Annotated in this window: 15 protein-coding genes; 9 read left to right on the forward strand and 6 right to left on the reverse strand. The window is 63.4% G+C overall.

Annotated features, from left to right (window positions below; translation table 11 throughout):
* Positions 1-94: 94 nt before the first annotated feature.
* Both Q5H93_RS22400 and Q5H93_RS22405 read left to right on the forward strand, forming a co-directional pair.
* A complete protein-coding gene (locus tag Q5H93_RS22400) occupies positions 95-457 on the forward strand; it encodes a hypothetical protein (protein WP_305008949.1) in 363 nt (120 codons plus the stop codon).
* Between the two features lie 71 nt (positions 458-528).
* Positions 529-1152 (forward strand): hypothetical protein, encoded by a 624-nt coding sequence (locus Q5H93_RS22405; protein WP_305008950.1) that lies wholly within the window; start codon positions 529-531, stop codon positions 1150-1152.
* A 68-nt stretch (positions 1153-1220) separates the two neighbouring features.
* On the opposite strand, the gene Q5H93_RS22410 is transcribed toward Q5H93_RS22405, so the two are convergent.
* Positions 1221-1688 (reverse strand): DUF4890 domain-containing protein, encoded by a 468-nt coding sequence (locus Q5H93_RS22410; protein ID WP_305008951.1) that lies wholly within the window; start codon positions 1686-1688, stop codon positions 1221-1223.
* Positions 1689-1866: 178 nt separating this feature from the next.
* Positions 1867-2253: a DUF4890 domain-containing protein gene (locus Q5H93_RS22415; RefSeq protein ID WP_305008952.1), complete on the reverse strand. Its 387-nt coding sequence runs from the start codon at positions 2251-2253 to the stop codon at positions 1867-1869.
* 330 nt (positions 2254-2583) lie between these two features.
* Here Q5H93_RS22415 and Q5H93_RS22420 point away from each other — a divergent pair, with 330 nt between their 5' ends.
* Together Q5H93_RS22420 and Q5H93_RS22425 are read left to right on the forward strand one after the other, a co-directional pair.
* Complete coding sequence (locus tag Q5H93_RS22420) at positions 2584-4140, forward strand: amino acid permease (RefSeq protein WP_305008953.1); 1557 nt, start codon at positions 2584-2586, stop codon at positions 4138-4140.
* A gap of 270 nt (positions 4141-4410) precedes the next feature.
* Entirely contained in the window at positions 4411-5097 is a 687-nt protein-coding gene (locus Q5H93_RS22425; protein WP_305008954.1) for a hypothetical protein, read from the forward strand.
* A 6-nt stretch (positions 5098-5103) separates the two neighbouring features.
* On the opposite strand, the gene Q5H93_RS22430 is transcribed toward Q5H93_RS22425, so the two are convergent.
* Entirely contained in the window at positions 5104-5313 is a 210-nt protein-coding gene (locus Q5H93_RS22430; RefSeq protein WP_305008955.1) for a hypervirulence associated TUDOR domain-containing protein, read from the reverse strand.
* A gap of 247 nt (positions 5314-5560) precedes the next feature.
* On the opposite strand from Q5H93_RS22430, the gene Q5H93_RS22435 reads away from it, so the two are divergent.
* The 4 genes from Q5H93_RS22435 to Q5H93_RS22450 all read left to right on the forward strand — a co-directional run bounded on the left by Q5H93_RS22435 (position 5561) and on the right by Q5H93_RS22450 (position 12656).
* Positions 5561-7561 (forward strand): tetratricopeptide repeat-containing sensor histidine kinase, encoded by a 2001-nt coding sequence (locus tag Q5H93_RS22435; RefSeq protein ID WP_305008956.1) that lies wholly within the window; start codon positions 5561-5563, stop codon positions 7559-7561.
* A 72-nt stretch (positions 7562-7633) separates the two neighbouring features.
* A complete protein-coding gene (locus Q5H93_RS22440) occupies positions 7634-9691 on the forward strand; it encodes a tetratricopeptide repeat protein (protein ID WP_305008957.1) in 2058 nt (685 codons plus the stop codon).
* A gap of 217 nt (positions 9692-9908) precedes the next feature.
* On the forward strand, positions 9909-10574 hold the full coding sequence (locus Q5H93_RS22445; protein WP_305008958.1) for a response regulator transcription factor: 666 nt from the start codon (positions 9909-9911) through the stop codon (positions 10572-10574).
* Positions 10575-10616: 42 nt separating this feature from the next.
* Positions 10617-12656 carry an RICIN domain-containing protein gene (locus tag Q5H93_RS22450; RefSeq protein ID WP_305008959.1) on the forward strand — a complete coding sequence of 680 codons (2040 nt, stop codon included), beginning with the start codon at positions 10617-10619 and terminating at the stop codon, positions 12654-12656.
* A 208-nt stretch (positions 12657-12864) separates the two neighbouring features.
* Here Q5H93_RS22450 and Q5H93_RS22455 read toward each other — a convergent pair whose 3' ends face one another.
* Positions 12865-13908: a hypothetical protein gene (locus Q5H93_RS22455; protein ID WP_305008960.1), complete on the reverse strand. Its 1044-nt coding sequence runs from the start codon at positions 13906-13908 to the stop codon at positions 12865-12867.
* Positions 13909-14003: 95 nt separating this feature from the next.
* The gene (locus Q5H93_RS22460) at positions 14004-15647 is read right to left on the reverse strand and encodes an FAD-dependent oxidoreductase (RefSeq protein WP_305008961.1); all 1644 of its coding nucleotides are present in this window, start codon (positions 15645-15647) and stop codon (positions 14004-14006) included.
* Positions 15648-16034: 387 nt separating this feature from the next.
* On the opposite strand from Q5H93_RS22460, the gene Q5H93_RS22465 reads away from it, so the two are divergent.
* The gene (locus Q5H93_RS22465) at positions 16035-16499 is read left to right on the forward strand and encodes a hypothetical protein (RefSeq protein ID WP_305008962.1); all 465 of its coding nucleotides are present in this window, start codon (positions 16035-16037) and stop codon (positions 16497-16499) included.
* A gap of 210 nt (positions 16500-16709) precedes the next feature.
* On the opposite strand, the gene Q5H93_RS22470 is transcribed toward Q5H93_RS22465, so the two are convergent.
* On the reverse strand, positions 16710-17963 hold the full coding sequence (locus Q5H93_RS22470) for a sensor histidine kinase (RefSeq protein ID WP_305008963.1): 1254 nt from the start codon (positions 17961-17963) through the stop codon (positions 16710-16712).

Genomic DNA, 17963 nt, shown 5'->3' on the forward strand with positions numbered 1-17963 from the left:
GCTGCCAAGGGATTGGTACTATTCCTGGGGGATATATACCTGCTCACCCCGTAAAAACACCTGTTTAGCAAATCAGGTGTTTTTACTCGTGTTTTTGGCAAAACCCGCCAATAGCTTTGTCCCCGTCAATTGTTGTTTTAGCCGTGTTACTGTTCTCCTTTCCACAGCCGGCGTGAAAAGGGGAGCTGCCACAGCCTTGAGTCTGCCTGCAGCCAGCAGTAAAAAGGTGTTACTACAAGTTGAATTGTATCAAACACAAGTGAGTTTGGCGCAAACACAATTGAGTTTGGCGCAAACACAATTGACTTTAGCGCAAACACGATTGAGTTTGACGCAAACACAATTGACTTTAGCGCAAACACAATTGACTTTAGCGCAAACACGATTGAGTTTGGCGCAAACACAATTGACTTTAGCGCAAACACAATTGTGTTTGGTGCAAATGCAAGTCGATTGACACCTATTACAAGTGCTTTCAAGCACTACTGCCCATCACTTTTTTCACCTTTCACCTTTCATTTTTTGTTTATGAAACTCAATACTACCTACAATGGCGTCCGTAACGACAAGCTGTCGCTCTATGCCCACAGCGTAATCGACAAAACCACGGGCAGCAAGTTTATCAAAACCGGCGACACGCTGGTAGGCCCGCTCACCGATGCCACGCTGGCCCTGGATACCAACGTGAGCACCATTCTCTACCCTACCCCCGCCGAGACGGCCCAGCGCCGCCGCCTACGGCTGGCGGTGCGCGTAGAGCTCGGGCGGCTGGCGGCGCAGCTCAACCTCAGCTTCCCCAACAATGAGGAGGCTTTGCGCTCCTCGGGCCTCACGCTGGGGGCCAACGTAGCCCACCGGCGCCCCGTCGAGCTGCCCGCCCCCACCGACGTGGAGCTCGTCGATGGCTCGCAGCCGGGCTACCTCTGCGTCAAGGGCAAGCGTGCCAAGGGGGCGTTGCAAAACCTCATTCGGGCCAGCCACGACCCCGCCGTGCCCGCCGAGCACAGTGCCACCATCTTCGTGGGCGGTGGCCGCGAGCGCGAAATCGGGCCCTTCCCCTCGGGTGCCGTTGTAGAAGTGGTGTGGGCCTGCCTCAACAGCTCCACCACCGAGCCCATGTACTGCGCGCCGGTACGGCGGCGGGTGCAGTAGGGCCGGCCACAAAAAAAAGCTCCCGCCGGTGGGCGGGAGCTTTTCGTGGTAGTTACTACAAGCCGGGCTTAGCCCTTGCTTTTCACTTTCATTTTGCCATCCTGCGGGCCGTGGCCGCGGTGGTCGCCGTGGCCCTTGTGCTCGGCGCGCAGCTGCTGGTATTTGGCAAACTGCTCGGCCGTCAGGGCGCCTTTCAGCTCGTTGTCGTACTTGGTGCGTACGGTTTTCATCTGCTCGTGGGCGGCTTTGCGGTCGGTGCCGGCTTTGTCTTTCAGGCCTTTCATTTCCTGGTTGCGGGCCAGCAGGATTTTCTCCACGCGGGCTTCCTGGTCGGGGCTCAGGCCGAGCTGCTTGGCCATTTTGGCCGCGCCGTGGTCGGCTTTCTGCTCGGGGCTGAGCTTGGGCTTGTCTTTTTTGGGGCCCTTGTCGGCCTTCACTTTCATTTTGGAAGTGCCGGTGGCGGGGGTAGTCTGGGCAAAGCTGGTGCCGGTGGTGGCCAGGGCCAGGGCCGCCAGCAGGATGAGGGTCTTTTTCATAACTTGAATCCGAAACGGGGGGTGGGGAATACGGGGGATAATGGCCGATACGTAAGCGCGCTTCCTACGGTGGCTGCGGGAGGTGTTTGCAAGAGGTGTGCCAATATTTTTTTGGCGCTGAAAACCCGCGTTGCAGCGCCGGGCAAGGGTTTTTGTAGCGCAAACCACAACGTTCGCGCTACTTCCGGCGGTCGCGCATTTTCTGCATCCGCTCCTGGCGCAGCTGCTCCAGCTTGGCGAACTGCTCGGGCGTGAGCACGGCTTTCAGCTGCTCGTCGTATTTGGCTTTGCTGGCCTTCAGCTCGGGGCCCAGGCCGCGGCGGTTGCCGGCGGGGTATTTCTCGTTCAGGGCCTGCAGGTCGGTCATCTGGGCCTGCAAGATGCTTTCCACTTTGGGCTCCTGCTCGGGGCTTAGGCCCAGTTGTTTGGTGAGGGCCTGGGTTTGGCGCTCGGCGCGCTCGGCGGGCGTCTTCGTGGCACCCACGGGGGCCATCCTGGTTTGGGCGAAGCTGGGGGCAGCGGTAGCGCAGGCCAGCGCGGCAAGGATAACAAACGTCTTTTTCATGGAAATGAAGCGGGGTGAAGGGATGATTTGGACGCTTCGACGCGGTCAGGCGGGCAAGGTTTAAGCGGCCTGAAATGCGCGGGCGCGCCCGCCCTTCACCTGCGGCACCCGGGGCTACGGCGCCGGGCAGTAGCTGCGCCCACCGGCACCCGCGCCGCCGGGGCCGGATTTGCTGCCTATATTTCGGCTCGGCTGCTGGGTCCGGGCGGGTTTTTAAGGCGGGCAGGCCCGGGCGCACGTCTCGGGGCGCGCCGCCGGGCTTACCCGCCGGGGCTCCGGCCGCCGTGCTATCACTCCCTATTTCACCATCTCCCCACTTCACCATCTCGCATGGCAAAAATTTTCGCTAAAAAACCCCTGGCCATCCTGCTGGGGGAAGCTAACTCTACCGGGCACGGCACGCTGAAGCGCACGCTGGGCGCCGGCAACCTCGTGGCGCTGGGCGTGGGCGCCATCATCGGCGCGGGCCTGTTTGTGCGCACGGCGGCGGCGGCGGCGCAGGCCTCGGGGCCGGGCGTCACGCTGGCTTTCGTGGTGGCCGCTATCGGCTGCGTGTTCGCCGGGCTGTGCTACGCCGAGTTTGCGGCCATGATACCCATTGCCGGCTCGGCCTACACCTACGCCTACACCACCATGGGTGAGTTCGTGGCCTGGATTATCGGCTGGGCCCTCATCATGGAATACGCCCTGGGGGCGGCCACCGTCAGCATTGCCTGGAGCGAGTACCTGAACAAGCTCCTGCAGGTCTTTGGCACCGAAATACCCTTTGCCTGGTGCCACGCCCCGGCCGAGGGCGGCATCATGAACCTGCCGGCGCTGCTCATCATCGTAGCCCTGTCGCTGCTGCTCATCAAGGGCACCCAGGAGTCGGCCATGTTCAACGCCGTCGTGGTGTTCCTGAAAGTGGCCATCGTGCTGGTGTTCATCGCCGTGGGCTGGCAGTTTGTGAACCCCGCCAACCACACGCCCTACCTGATTCCCGAAAACGCCGAGCCCGTGAAAAACGCCGCCGGCGAAATCGTGCGCGAATACACCGCTTGGAACAAGCACGGCCTGGGCGGCGTGCTGGGCGGAGCGGCCATCGTGTTCTTCGCCTTCATCGGCTTCGATGCCGTGAGCACGGCCGCGCAGGAAGCCAAAAACCCCAAGCGCGACATGCCCATCGGCATTCTGGGCTCGCTGGCCGTGTGCACGGTGCTCTACATCCTCTTCGGCCACGTGCTGACGGGCGTGGCCAACTGGCGCGAGTTTGCCGACCCCGCCAAGGGCGGCGAAGCCTCCGTGACCTACGCCATCAAGGCCCACATGCCCGGCTACGAGTGGCTGGGCACGGCCGTGACGGTGGCCATCCTGCTGGGCTTCTCGTCGGTTATTCTGGTGATGCTCATGGGCCAGAGCCGCGTGTTCTTCTCGATGGCCAAAGACGGCCTGATGCCCAAAGCCTTCTCCGAGCTGCACCCCAAGTTCAACACGCCATACAAGTCGAACCTGGCGCTGCTGGTGTTCGTGGGGGCGTTTGCGGCCTTCGTGCCCGGCTCGTTGGCCGGCGACCTCACCTCCTTCGGCACGCTGCTGGCCTTCGTGCTGGTGAGCGCCGGCGTGTGGATTATGCGCCGCTCCGACCCCGCGCAGCCGCGGCCGTTCCGGGCGCCGCTCTCGTCGCCGCTGTTCCCGTTTGTGCCCATCATGGGCATCATCGTGTGCCTGGGCATGATTGTGGCCCTCGACGCCTTTACCCTGAAGGTGGCCCTGGGCTGGATGCTGCTGGGCTTCATCGTGTATTTCCTCTACGGCCAGCGCAACAGCAAGCTGCAGCAGGGCGTGGTGGTGGTGCCCACCGAAATGGACGAGCAGGCGTTTATTGAGCCCGATAAGGATAATTCGTAAGGGAGTAGCTTCCTGCTGGAAAGCCCTGTCAGTTTCGTGCTGGCAGGGCTTTTTTGGGTATTGGGTATTGGGTATTGGGTATTGGGTATTGGGTATTGGGTATTGGGTATTGGGTATAACTTATCTTGAACACCGAACACCGAACACCGAACACCGAACACCGAACACCGAACACCGAACACCGAACACCGAACACCGAACACCGAACGGAACTCCATAAATCGTTCGTCCTGCCCTTGATACCTTTGGGCTTTATTCCTTTCTGCCATTGTGAGAAACCAACTGTACCTCCTGGCCCTGAGCGGCAGCCTGCTGGCCCACGCCGCTTCCGCCCAGAGCGCCATTAGCTCCTCCACCCGCAGCGACTCGCTCACCAGCACCGCCAGCTACAACAAGAAGCTGGTGCTGCCCATCAAGGTGTGGGGTCCTGAGCGTCGTGTGCTTCCTGCCAGCCAGGCCCTGGTGTATGGCAGCAGCGTGGGCACCAAAGGCAGCGTCTATGGGCACTATATGCGGCTGGCCAACCTTAGTACCGGCAAGGTTGTGCTCCTGGATGTGAAGCCATCTATGCCCACCAAGGTCCACGATGCTTTTTGCTACGCCTTGCCGCCCGGTCGCTACGCGCTTTACAAATACGAGTATGCCCTGCACAAGACGATTGGCGCGGGCTATGGCGCTACCAGCAATGGTATGGTACCCGGCGGAGGCGTCGAGTATTACAAAAAGGAAACGTACGAAGCGGACCTCTACAAAGCCCTGGGCGATGGGCTGCCGCTGCGGGCCCGGCGCTACGAGTTCGTGGTGGCCCCAGGCCAGCTGTACTACCTGGGCACTTGGGATGTATCGAAGTCCGACCAGCCTGTTTTCCGCAACGAGAAACTGCAGTTGGACGAGGAATTGCACGGCATTTACAAGTACATCGACCTGGAAAAGGCGCTGGTAGCCCTACCGCAGTAGCCGCCGTTACGCCACGGCCTTCACCTCGCTTTTCAGCTTGAGTACCCGGTCGCCGTTGTCCTGCACTATCACCAGGGCCGGGTCATCGGCCGAGCCGTTGCGCTTGATTTCGCTGCCCTTGATGGTGCGGCTGATGGACTCTTTGTGCACTGATTCGATTTTGCCGGTGGCCGTGCCGGTGCCGTATTTCCAGCTGACTTTGGTGCCTTTGCGCATGGGGTGGGAGGGAAGGAGGAGAGCGTACTACGCACTGATACGGAAGTAATGGCTGGTAGTTGGCCCGGGGCCGGGCCGTTAGCGCCGTAATAGCTCTGGGCAGCAGTAGCCATAGCCCGGCTACGGCCGCCGGGCTGTATCCGTGCTGGCACGGATACGAAAATCAACTGCCAATCGGAATAATTGGAATAAAAGCCGAACTTGCCCCAGTAGTACCGCTGGCCGAGGAGCCGCGGAGCTACCGACCATGAAACGTGCGTTCGGCAACGCTGCTTTACTGCTATTTGTAACCCTGTGGACGGTGGGTGCCCGCGCCCAGCCCCCCACGGGCCGCAACCCCCGCCTCGATTCGCTCGAAGTGGCCCTCAAAACCCAGACCCGGGCCGATACCAACCGCGTCAAAACCCTCAATGAGCTGGTGTGGGAGCACCGGGGCAGCAACCCGGCCCGCTCACAGCAGTTGGGGAGCGAGGCCTTGCGGCTGGCCCGACAGCTGCACTTTCGGATTGGCGAAGCCAAAACCCAGGCTCTGCTGGGCATTCTGCATAGCTACGCGGGACGCAATGAGCAAGCCCGCCGGGCCTTCGAGGCCTGCATCCGGCTGCGGCGTGAGCTAGGCGACAGTGTGGGCGTTGCGGGCATGATTAACAACATCGGCAGCACGTACGTGGCGCAGGACCGCTACGAAGCCGCCGCGCGCGAGTTTGTGAAAGCGCTGGCGATGGAGGAAAAATACGGTACCCCGCAGCGGGTGGCCGAAGACCTGGCCAACCTGGGCAACGTGATGGCCATGCTGAACCGCACCGACCAGGCCCTGAAATACCTGCGTCAGTACCTCGCCGTGAAGAACCGGGACCAGTACCCCCCCAACGAAGCCGAGATTCGCTACAACCTGGCCCAGCTACTTCTACAAGTCGGCCAGCCTGATTCGGCGCGCTATTATGCTGACGAAGCCCGTCGGCTCAGCGAATCGGTAGATGACCGTCGCGGGGCCGGAATTGCCCACCGAATTTTGGCGCAGGTGATGGCGGTTACGGGCCAGCTGGCCCAAGCTGAAGCCCATGCGCAAACAGCGCTAAAACTAGCGCAACAGCTCGAGGATAAGCCTGATATTACGTTGGCCTGGCTAACCCTGGGCCGGGTGCAGCACGAGCAGCGCAACTGGAAAACCGCCCGCGCCAGCCTGACAATTGCTTTGCGAATGAGCCGCGAAGCCAATGACCTGCGCGGCCAGCAGCAGGCCGTTGCTGCCCTGGCGAAGGTAAGCAAGCAGACCGGAGACTTCCGACAGGCCCTGGCTTACCAGGAGCAAGCCAGTAGCTTGCAAGACAGCTTGCTGGCTGCTGAAACTACCCGCCAGGTAACCGACATTCAAACGCGCTATGACACAGATAAGAAAGATGCGCAAAACCGCCTGCAAGCTGCGCAGCTACGCACGCAGCAGCAGGTGATTCGGCAACGCAACGTACAGCTGGTGGCCGGGCTGGTGATTGCCGGGCTGCTGTTGGGGCTGGGCTACTTACTCTACACCCGGCGCCGCTTGCGCCGCGAGGTGGAGTTTGCCCAGGAACGCCAGCAGCTTGAGCGCCTGCGCTCGCAGGCCGTGCTGGAGGCCGAGGAAGCCGAGCGCCGGCGCATCGGCTCCGACCTGCACGATGGCGTGGGCCAGTTGCTGACGGCGGCCAAGCTCAACCTGCACGCGCTGGGCGAGCAATTGAGCATCCAAACCGCTGGCCAGCAGACAATGCTGCAAAACGCGCTGGATGTGGTGGACGAAAGCTTCCGCGAGGTGCGCAGTATCAGCCACAACCTGATGCCGAACGCGCTCATCAAGCGGGGGCTGGCGCAGGCCGTGCGGGACTTTCTGAGCAAGATTTCGCCCGACGACCGGCTCAAGATTCAGCTCGAAGTAGTGGGGCTGGACCGGGGCGGGCGCCTGGATGCGACGGTGGAGAATGTGCTGTTTCGCGTGATTCAGGAGCTGGCCCAGAACATTGTTAAGCACGCGCAGGCCACGCAGATGACTTTGCAAATCATTCGTAGCGAAGACGAGCTGACCATCATGGTGGAAGACAACGGCGTGGGCTTCGACCCGGCGGCGCTGGGCGCGGAGGCGGGCATCGGGCTGAAGAACATCGAGAGCCGCATGGCCTACCTGGGCGGGCGGGCCGAGTTCGACTCCTCGCCCGGGCGAGGCACCACCGTCACGCTCGAAGTGCCCCTGGCGGCTCAAACCGTAGCAAGCTAGCGGATGGACCAGCGAGCGGGAAACGCGTGATGGCCGGCCTGTAGTATATTGCCCCCTAATCCCGTGGGCTTCATGATATCGACTCCTTTATTTGTACGTTGCCTGGCCGTGGTGGGGTTGTTGCTGGGGGGGCTGACGGCCCGGGCCCAGACCGACATGTCGCCGCGCCTCACCGACTCGCTGCTGACGCGGGTGCGCAACCACCCGCAGGCCGATACCGTGCGCGTGAAGCTGCTGAACGGCGTGGCGCGGAGCGTGATTTTTCGGGACCCCAGCAAGGCGCTGCCGTATTTGCGGCAGTCGCAGGCGCTGGCCCGGCAGATTAGCTACCACCGGGGCGAGCTGGTGAGTGTAAGCATTCAGGCCGCGGCCTATCAGCTGCGGGGCGACGCCGATAGCGCCCGGATACTTAACCGCCGGGTGATTCGCATGGCGCGCGGGCCCAAAGACGAAAAGGACATCGCTAAGGCCTACAACAACATCGGCGGCACCTTCATGCAGCAGGACCGCTACGACTCGGCCCACTACTACTTGGTGCGCGGCCTGCGCATGTACGAAAAGCTGAACGACCACCTGCTGGCGGCCTCGGCGCTAGGTAACCTTAGTAATATCAGCAAGCTGCTGGGCGATTACCCGCAGGCCCTGGAGTATGCGCAGGCCTACCAGCGGCAGCCCGCCGCCGTGCGGCAGCCCACCTACGATGTCACGTCGATGCTGCTGGTGGGAGAGGCGCACGACAAAATGAACCATCGGCCCGAAGCCCGGCAGGCTTACGAGCAGGCGCTGGTGCTGGCCCGCAAGCACGGCCTGAAGGTGCAGGAATCGGATGCGCTGGTGCGGCTGGCTGCGCTCAACAAGGCCGTGGGCCGGCTGGCCGAGGCCGAAGTAGCGAGCCGGCTGGTGCAGGATATCAACCGCCAGATGGTAAAAGGCGACGACGCCCGCACCTTCATCCTGGCCGATGCCGGGCGGCAGCAGCAGCGCCAGGGCCATCTGAAAGAAGCCAGGCGCCTGTTTGAGCGCAGTCTGGCCGCTGCCAACGAGCAAGGCAACCTGCGCGGCCGCCAGCAGGCCCACGAGCTGCTGGGCGGCCTGGCCGCCGCCCTCGGCGACTACCGCGAAGCCTACCGCCAGCGCATCCGGGCCGGGCAGGTGGGCGATAGTCTGCTCAATGGCACCAAAGCCCGCGAGCTGGCCCTGGCCCAAACCCAGTTCGACACCGAGCGCAAAGACGCCCAGAACCGCGAGCTGCGCCAGCAGCAACAATTGCAGCAGGCCGAAAACCGCGTGCTGGCCAGCCAGAAAGAAGTGCAGCAAGCGCAGCTGCGCACTCAGGAGCAAACCCTGCGCCGTCGCAACTTCCAGCTCATTGCCAGCCTGGTGATTGCCGGGCTGCTGCTGGGGCTGGGCTACCTGCTCTACGCCCGCCGCCGCCTGCGCCGCGAAGTAGAGTTTGCTCAGGAGCGGCAAACCCTGGAGCGCCTGCGCGCCAGCGCTGTGCTCGACGCCGAAGAAGCCGAGCGCCGCCGTATCGGCGCCGACCTGCACGACGGCGTGGGCCAGATGCTGAGCGTGGTGAAGCTCAACGTGGATGCCCTCAATGAGGAGCTGCAAACGGCCCTCAGCCCCGACCAGAGCCGCCGCTTCACCGACGCCCTCGACCTGGTGGACGAGAGCGTGCGCGAAGTGCGCAGCATCAGCCACAACCTGCTGCCCAACGCCCTCATCAAGCGCGGCCTGGCGCTGGCCGTGCGCGAGTTTCTGGATACCATGCAGCGCTCGGCGCGCCGCCTGCGCATCCGCCTCGAAACCCTGGGCCTCGACGATACCCGCCTCGACCCGGCCGTGGAAAGCGCCCTCTACCGCGTGATTCAGGAGCTGGTGCAAAACATTGTGAAACACGCCCAGGCCACCGAAATGGACTTACAGCTCATCCGCCACCCCGGCGAGCTGACGCTGCTGGTCGAAGACAATGGCATCGGTTTCGACTTGGCCACGCTGGGGCCGGAAGTGGGTATCGGGCTGCGCAACATCGAGAGCCGCGTGAGCTACCTCGGTGGCACTTTGCACGTCGACAGCCGGCCCGGGCGCGGCACCACCGTCACGGCCACCGTGCCGCTGCCGGAATAAGGGAGTACGTTGATTTTTGGGCCTTGGAAGTTATTAATTTAGTATGTTTGACTTTCCTCCTGCTTTTACTTCGTAGGTTCGCAGCCTGAATTAAGGATGAATGCAAACCCGCTGGCCCGGCTGGCTTGCTAACGCCGGCTAATTCATTGCGTTTGGCCGGCTGTTGTTGCCTTTAATACTGTCTTTTACGCTTTCTTTTATCCTTGAAAAACTGGCTATGAGCGACACGCTTACCCGTATCAACCTGCTGCTGGTCGACGACCACCAGATGGTGATTGAGGGCATCAAAACCCTGCTCAAAACCGACCCTGTGGTGCGCGTGGTGGCCCAGGCCAACTCCGGCGACGAAGCCCTGCGCCGCCTGCGCGAGCACCCCGAAGTGCAGCTCGCCATCGTGGACCTCAACATGCCGCAGATGAGCGGCGTGGAGCTCACTAAGCACATCCGCGCCGGGTACCCCACCATCCGCGTCGTGGCCCTGAGCATGTTTCATGACCACGCCTCGGTGATGGAAGTGCTGGAGGCCGGCGGCTCGGGCTATCTGCTGAAAAACACCACCAAAACTGAGCTTAGCCAAGCCATTCGCGACGTGGCAGGCGGCAAAACCCACTTCAGCAAGGAAGTGGGCGATACGCTGCTGCAGAACCTCGACGTGCCCGCCCAGCGCGGCCCCGCCCCCGAGCAGCCCGTGGAGCTGACGGCCCGCGAGCGCGAAATCCTGCAGCTGGTGGCGGCCGAAAAATCCAACCACGACATTGCTGAAACACTCTTCATCTCGGAGCGCACCGTAGAAACCCACCGCAAGAACATCCTCACCAAGACGAGCTGTAAGTCGATGGTCGGCTTGATTCAGTATGCGATGAAACACAAGCTGATTGACTAAGAACGTTACGGCTTCGGCGCGGTATGCCGTTCTTTGTGGCGTATGAGTCGATTAGTTGCCCTTTTAGTTCTATTATTCCCGCTGCTGGCGCCGGCCCAAACGCCCTTCGTGCCCGACGAGCGCGCCTTCTACGGCCTCATCGGGCGGGGCAGCGGCCGCTGCCTCGACGTGACGGGCGCCAGCAGCGCCGCCGGCGCGGCCACCGTGCAGTGGGAATTCACCCACGCGCCCAGCCAGCAGTGGCGCTTCGTGCCCGTGCGCACCGGCAGCGAGTATTACCGCATCGAGGCCCGCCACAGCAAGCTCTGCCTGACAGTGGACAAAGCCGGCGAAAACATGGCCCTGGTGCAGCGCCCTTTTCAGGGCAGCGAGCAGCAGCAGTGGCGCCTGGTGCCGGCCGGTCCGGCCGGCAGCTTTCAGCTGGAAAACAAGCTCGAAGGCCGCGTCGTAGCCCTCACGGCGGCTGATAAGTTCAACGGCACGCCCATCATAACCCAGAAGGCCACCGGCCGCGCCAGCCAGCAGTGGCGGCTGTTTCGCCTCAAGCTCAACGTGCAGGATGGCCCCAGCGGCTTCGGCACGCCCGAGCCGCTGAATGCGCAAATCAACACGCCCGGCAACGAAATTGCCCCCGTGCTGGCCCCCGACGGCAAGACCATGTACTTCTCCCGCACCAAATTCGCGGGCAATACCGAGGGCAACACCGACACCGGCGACTGCTGGCTGAGCCGCTCGGCCGACGACGGCCTGGGCCTGGCCTGGGCCCCCGCCACCCGCCTCGACGCCCTGAATACAGCACAGAACAACAGCATCATCGGCCTCGTGGGCGAGCAGGGCCAGACCATGCTGGTGCGCGGCACCTACGAGCGCGACGGCACCTTCAAAGACGAAGGCCTGAGCCGCGTGCCCCGCGCCGCCGCCGTGCCCGGCGCCACCGCCAAAAGCCTGAACCCCCAGCCCGTCCGCATCACCAATTATTACACCGCCGTGCCCGGCGCCGGCTTCTTCATGACGGCCGACGAGAAAACGCTGCTGCTCTCGCTGGAGCGCGGCGACTCGCAGGGCGGCAACGACCTCTACGTGAGCCAGCGCCAGGCCGATGGCGGCTACGGCGAACCCTTGAGCCTAGGCGCGGTGGTGAACTCGCCGGGCTTCGATTTCAGCCCCTGGCTGACGCCCGACGGCCAGACGCTTTACTTCGCCTCCTACGGCCACATGGGCTACGGCTCGGCCGATATTTTCATGAGCCGCCGCCTCGACGCCGGCTGGACCAGCTGGAGCGAGCCGCTCAACCTCGGCCCGGGCATCAACGGCGTAGGTTTCAACGCCTATTTCAGCTTCGCGCCCGATGGCAAGACGGTGTATTTCTGCTCGTCAGCCACTCCCAGCGGCGCGGCCGACATCTGGCGCACGGGCAAGGTGGTGCGGCCCGATTCGGCCGCTGCGCCAGCCCCGGTGGTCATCACCAGCGAGCGGGCCTTCCTGAGTGGCCGGGTGCTCGATGCCCGCAGCAAGCAGCCCATCGTGGGGGCAGAGGTGAAAGCTTTTTTGCTGCCCAACCCGCAGGGCGTGCAGTTCAATGCCACCAGCAAGGCCGACAACAGCGGCAACTACCAGATGTCGCTCCTGGCGGGCCGCTACAAGCTGACGGCCAGCGGTGGCGGCCTGCTCACCGTCAGCGATACCATCGTGGTGAAAGGTTCGCCGCGCCGCGATTTGCTGCTGCTGCCCGCCGCCGTGGGGGCCAAGGTGGATTTGCCGTCCATCATCTTCGCGCAGGGCAAGGCCGGGCTGCTGGGCTCGTCTTACACCGAGCTGAACCGGCTGGCGGCGGCGCTGCAGGCCGCGCCCAACACCGAAGTGCGCCTCGAAGGCCACACCGATAACGTGGGCCCGGCGGATAAAAACCAAACCCTCAGTGAGGAGCGGGTGGCGGAGGTGAAGCGCTACCTGGTAGGCCGCGGCATTGATGAGAAGCGCATTACCACCGTAGGCTTTGGGGGCTCGAAGCCGCGCTACCCGAACGACCGGGAGGAAACGCGCAAGCTGAACCGGCGGGTGGAACTGGTGATTGTGAAGTAGCGCGGACCTTGTAACCCAAATTGCGAACTAGCCGCAAAGCGGCGGTACTTTTCTAGCATGAGTGCCGCCGCTTTGCGGCTCCGGGTACGTCAGTCCACAGCGCCAGCTACCAACGTGTCGCCGCTTTGCGGCTAATCCGCAACTTGGGTTTTGTAGTCTGCGAGTCTGAACGTCCAACGACGCCGACCCGCGGACCACAAAGTCCGCGCTACTTCCGCCGCCAGATGAAGCCGTCCAGCACGTAGTGTGTGGCCTGCGGCAGCGCCAGCAGCGGCACCAGCCACATGAGCAGCTGGGCGTTATCCACGGCGGGCAGGCTTTGAAACCAGCCGAATACGCGGCCGTGCTCGCGCCACACCAGCCCGTCCCACAGGCCTTCTTCGAGGTAGGCAAACAGGGCCACGGCCCCGAGAAACACCAGCAGCCCGTAGCGCCCGGCCCAGGCCCCGCGCCGCACCGGCCGGGGCGCCGAACGCGGCGTGGGCCCGCCGTGCCACACCAGCGCCAGATATGGAATGCCGTGCGACACCACGTTGAGCAGCGTGAAGGCCAGGTCACCGTTAAACCACACGATGCCCGCGTACCACGACACCAAAGTGCCGCCCAGCAGCAGGTTGCGCGGCAGGTTGAGCCAGCGGGTGCGCCGCCACGCCACGGCCTCGCGGATGAGGTAGGCTGCAATCAGCGCCACGTACAACCCGGTGGCAATGAAGCGGCCCAGTGGCCAGTCGGCTTGGAAAAACTCGCCCTCTATAAACCAGGTAAAGTTGCGCCCCGGCGATAAATGCCAGTACAGCAGCGGATAGATGGTGGCGTAATATACCAGCGCCGTGTTTAGCCACTGGCCCGGCGCGGGCGTATCGTACCGCGAGTAGATGCGCAGGAAACCGTATTGCTGCCGGATGAAATGGAACACCGCCAGGTAGGCCAGCACCCGCCAGAACACCATCCCGCCCAGGCTGTGCAGCGCCACACCGCCGGCGTAGCAGGCCAGCGGCACCACCCACAGCAGCAACTGTCGCTCGCGGCGCTTCACGGGGTCGAAGTAGGTCTGGAACAGGGTGCCGTAGACGTGCGCCACGTCGATGAGCACCACTAAACCCACCCAGGCCAGCAGCGGCATCCGGGCCGAATGGCGGTAAGGGGCAGGCAGCAACAGCACCGCCAGCAGCGCCAGAAAGGGCGGCGCCAGAATCAGCAGTCCATCGTAGCGGGCCGAGCGTATCCAGGGTTGCTTAAAAGAAACTGTCATGCTGAACGCAGTGAAGCATCTCGTCTGTGGTAGTAAATGTAATCGTTGGGATTAGTGACGCAGGCGAGATGCTTCACTGCGTTCAGCATGACGTTCTATATAGCTACCGCCAGCATTTCCCGCGCCGCCCGGATGCCCTGGTAAAAGCCTTCCTCAAAGATGGAAACGCCGCTCAAGTCGGTATGGGCGAAGAAGATTTTGCCATTCACCGGCTGGGCCGCCGCCGTGCGCCCGCGGCCCCACACGGTGCCGGGCGTGGGCGCCACCATGCCGTGGCCCCACACCCAAAGGTCGGCCCGCTGGATGTAGGGCGTCACGCCGGGGTGGTAGGTTTCGAGCTCGGCCACGACGCGGGGGAGCCATTCGGCGTAGGTGGTCTGGTAGGCGCGGCGGCGGGCCGGGGCGGGGGCTTCGTCGGTGAGGAGCCAGTAGAGGGTGATGACGCGGGAGCCGCCGGGGCTTTGCGTGAGGTTTTGCTGGTTGGCGTTGATGTAGCCCAGCGAGGCGCTGTGGTAGCGCACGTTGTCCCAGCTCAGGGGGCGGCCGGGGCCTTGCGGGAGGCCGTCCACGGTGAGGTTGGCAATAAGCCAGGGGGCGTGGTGCAGGGGGTAATCGGGCCGGCCGGGCAGCAGGTGGCGGGTGACGTGCTGCGGCGTGGCCAGCAGCACCTGGCGGGCGCTGGCGCGGGTGGTTTGGCGCGTGGCGGTGTCGTAGAGCAAGGCTTCGATGCCGGTGGCAGTTTCGCGCAGGTTGTAAGCCAGCGTGTTGGGGCGAATGGGCGAATCAGCCTGCCGCCGCAGCTGCTCGATGAGGAAGTGGTTGCCCTCGGGCCAGGTGAGCACGTCGGCGGCGCCGGCGTTGTGGGCGCGACCCTTGCGGCTGGCAAAGTAGTGCAGCCCGGCCCAGGCCGATACCTGAGCGGCGGTGGCGCCGTAGTCGTCGCGGCAGCCATAGTCGAGGTACCAGCGTAGGGCGGGCGCAGTGAAGCCCTCGCGGTCGAGCCAGGCGGCGAAAGTCATCTGGTCGAGCGGCCGGTACCGGGCATCGGCCGAGGACTCATCGAGCGGGATGCGGAAGGCGTCGCGGCCATCGTCGCCGATGGTGGTTTTAAACTCCTCGGTTAGCTTGAGGAATCGTTGGATTTGCGCCTGCTCTTCGGAGGTCAGCCCCAGGCTGGGCACCAGCCCTTCCTGCCAGTGGCCCTGGATGTTGAGCCGGTCTTCGGGGTCGTGGCAGAGGTGGTAGTCGTTGTAGATGGGCAGGCCGTCGGGCGCGTAGCCGGTGAGGGTGCCGGCTTCCTGCAGAAATTCCAGCAGCTCGTGGTTGCGCACGTCGGGCACGGGCAGGTAGTGGGCGCCCCAGGGGTAGGCCGAGGTGGCGTTGCGGCCGGCGGCGGCATTGCCGCCGAGCTGCTGGTCCATTTCCACCAGCAATACATCGGGGCGGCCGTGGCGGTGCAGCCAGCGACGGGCAGCCAGGCCCGAAACGCCGCCGCCGATGATGAGAACGTCGGTTTCGAGCTCCCGGGTGGGGGCGGGGAGGCGGCTGGGGTCGCGCAGCAGGTGGCCGGTAGCGGCGTTGGCGCCCCGCAGTTCGCCCTTGATGTGCGCTACTGTAGAAGCTGGGGCACAACCGGGTAGCAGCGCCGGGGCCAGCAGGGCACCCGCCAGGCCGGCCCCGGCCTGCGTCAGAAAGCGGCGGCGCCCCGGCAGCTGGGGGAAAGCAGAATCAGCAGCCATGAACAGGAAACGGCTTGGTTAGAACCGGCTAAGGTAGGGCTGAAAACACGTCGGGCAGAACGGAACGCACCCCAGCATCTGAATTAAAACCCACGGCTGATTGCTGCTGCCGGTCCCCCAGTCACTCGCTTTTTGTTCGGCGTCGCCGGCCCAATACTCCCGGCTATACCCAGCGTGGAGGCAATACCGAGAACCAAGGAGAAATTCAACGTAAAAATTTTGTCGTTGTAAATCAATTGATAGAGAAAATATTCGAGCGTAAAACATTCTTTTTTTGAAACAGTACCTTGCGTTGCAAAGTACCTACCATACATTTGTACTGTTCAACGCCCGGTACTATGGCTGGGCAAGACGCTTCACTTTTCTCAACCCCTTCATTTTTTCACCATGAACCGTTCACTTTCTTTCGCCCAGCCCCTCGCCGTCACCTCTTCGTCCACTGTCCGCACGGCTACGTCGGCACCCTACCTGCGGGCTTTGGTGCTCGGTGGTCTGGCTATGTTAGGTAGCGCCGGGGCGGCTTTCGCTCAGAATATCTCGTCCGTAGAGGCCAAGCAGGGCGATGCGCAGGCTCTGTTCCTGACTGTTAACAACCCCGCACTGCAACGCATGCAGGTGCAGGTGGTTTGCCTGGATAATCACACCCGCATTACCAATGAGGTAAACCGCCAGGCTTCCTACGGCACCAAGCTGCACTTCAAAGGTATGCCGGCCGGGGCCTACGCGGTGCTGCTGCGCGTGGGGCGCGAGCGCTACCGCTACAATGTGCAGGTGGCTGACCAGAAGCAAACTATTATCTCAGTGAGCGGGGAGGCGCTAGCCAAGCCGCTGGCGGCGGCGACCACCCGCTAGCCGCGCGCAAAGGTGCGGCGCTTACTGGCGCGAGTTTGGCGCAGCGTAACTCGTGCCGACCATTCGGGCGAGGCTGAGCCTCGCATCAGGGCGACTAACCACATGATTTCTAACAGCGCGGGCGGGGGAGGCACCGCCTCCCGTGATGATGGGTACGAGTTACGCCGCGCTAAACTCGCGCCAGCTCATTTAACTCAGGTCATCAGTTAATTACCCCCGTAGCCACACCCGGAAGAGCGTGCCTTCGCCTTCCGTGCTTTCCACCTCAATGCGGCCGCCGTGCGACTGCACCAAGCGGTTCACCAGGTAGAGGCCCACGCCGGTGCCGGCGCTGGCCTGGGGGTGGAAGCGGCGGAAGAGCTGAAACAGCTTGTCGCCGTGGCGCTCCAGGTTGATGCCAAGGCCGTTGTCCTGCACTTCGAGCACGGGCTGGCCGCCGAGCAGGTGGGTGCGGATGCTGACGTGCGGCGCGCGCGCCGGGTGGCGGTATTTGATGGCGTTGGCCAGCAGGTTGAGCAGGATGGTGCGCAGGTTGCTGCGCACGTACTGCACCTGCGGCAGCTCGGCCACGTCGGTGTCGATGCGGGCTTCGTGCTTGAGAATCTGGGGGCGCAGCACTTGCAGGACTTCCGTGAGGATGTCGGCTACGGCCACGGACTCATCAATTTGGTCGTCGGGCTGGCGCTGCTCCTGCACCACGGCGGCTAGGTCGGTGATGGTGGTGTGCAGGCCCTGCAGCGAGTCGTCGATGAGGCGCAGCACCTGGGCCTCATCGGGGTCGTGGAAGGTGGCGCTGCGGCGCAGCTCCTCGAAGAGGCCGCGCAGGTTGTTCACGGGCTGCTTGAGGTCGTGGCTGGCGGCGTACACGAAGTTGTCGAGGTCGGCGTTGGTGCGGGCCAGCTGCTGGTTGGTGATGCTGAGCTCCTGGTTGCGGGTGGCCACCTCGTGGTTGGCGGCGCTGAGCTGGGCGTTGCGCTCATGCAGCTGGCGGCGGGCCTCAGTGAGTTCGGCCAGCGAGTCGCGCAACTGCTGGTTGATGCCCTGCAGCTCGTCGTGGTAGCGGCCCACGTACTGGCGCCACTCATTTTTCTCGATGGCGTGGCGCACGGTGCGGCACAGCATTTCCTGGTCGAAGTGGCCCTTCACCAGGTAGTCGAGCGCGCCGCTGTTGAGCACGCGCACGGCCAGGGCCTCGCTGCCGCCGCCGGTAATCATCACCACGCACAGCGACTCGGCGGGGAAGCGCTGCGTGAGGTCTTCCAGAAAGCTCAGGCCGTCGGTGTCGAGCAGGTTGTAATCGAGCAGCACGCAGTCGGGCTGCAGGGTCTGGAACTGGGCCAGGCCTTCTTCGCCCGAGCAGGCTTCGTGGAGCTCTAGGCGCTCGTGGCCCAGCGTCTGGCCCAGGTAGCGCCGGTACAGCAGCCGGTCGGCCTCATTATCATCAACAAGCAGAATACGCTTCAC

Source organism: Hymenobacter aranciens, from assembly GCF_030580865.1.
Taxonomy (GTDB): Bacteria; Bacteroidota; Bacteroidia; order Cytophagales; family Hymenobacteraceae; genus Hymenobacter; species Hymenobacter aranciens.

Coding starts and splice junctions, on each gene's coding strand:
- Q5H93_RS22405 (WP_305008950.1), top strand. CDS start 529: ATGAAACTCAATACTACCTACAATGGCGTCCGTAACGACAAGCTGTCG.
- Q5H93_RS22410 (WP_305008951.1), bottom strand. CDS start 1,688: ATGAAAAAGACCCTCATCCTGCTGGCGGCCCTGGCCCTGGCCACCACC.
- Q5H93_RS22415 (WP_305008952.1), bottom strand. CDS start 2,253: ATGAAAAAGACGTTTGTTATCCTTGCCGCGCTGGCCTGCGCTACCGCT.
- Q5H93_RS22420 (WP_305008953.1), top strand. CDS start 2,584: ATGGCAAAAATTTTCGCTAAAAAACCCCTGGCCATCCTGCTGGGGGAA.
- Q5H93_RS22430 (WP_305008955.1), bottom strand. CDS start 5,313: ATGCGCAAAGGCACCAAAGTCAGCTGGAAATACGGCACCGGCACGGCC.
- Q5H93_RS22435 (WP_305008956.1), top strand. CDS start 5,561: ATGAAACGTGCGTTCGGCAACGCTGCTTTACTGCTATTTGTAACCCTG.
- Q5H93_RS22440 (WP_305008957.1), top strand. CDS start 7,634: ATGATATCGACTCCTTTATTTGTACGTTGCCTGGCCGTGGTGGGGTTG.
- Q5H93_RS22445 (WP_305008958.1), top strand. CDS start 9,909: ATGAGCGACACGCTTACCCGTATCAACCTGCTGCTGGTCGACGACCAC.
- Q5H93_RS22450 (WP_305008959.1), top strand. CDS start 10,617: ATGAGTCGATTAGTTGCCCTTTTAGTTCTATTATTCCCGCTGCTGGCG.
- Q5H93_RS22455 (WP_305008960.1), bottom strand. CDS start 13,908: ATGACAGTTTCTTTTAAGCAACCCTGGATACGCTCGGCCCGCTACGAT.
- Q5H93_RS22460 (WP_305008961.1), bottom strand. CDS start 15,647: ATGGCTGCTGATTCTGCTTTCCCCCAGCTGCCGGGGCGCCGCCGCTTT.
- Q5H93_RS22465 (WP_305008962.1), top strand. CDS start 16,035: ATGAACCGTTCACTTTCTTTCGCCCAGCCCCTCGCCGTCACCTCTTCG.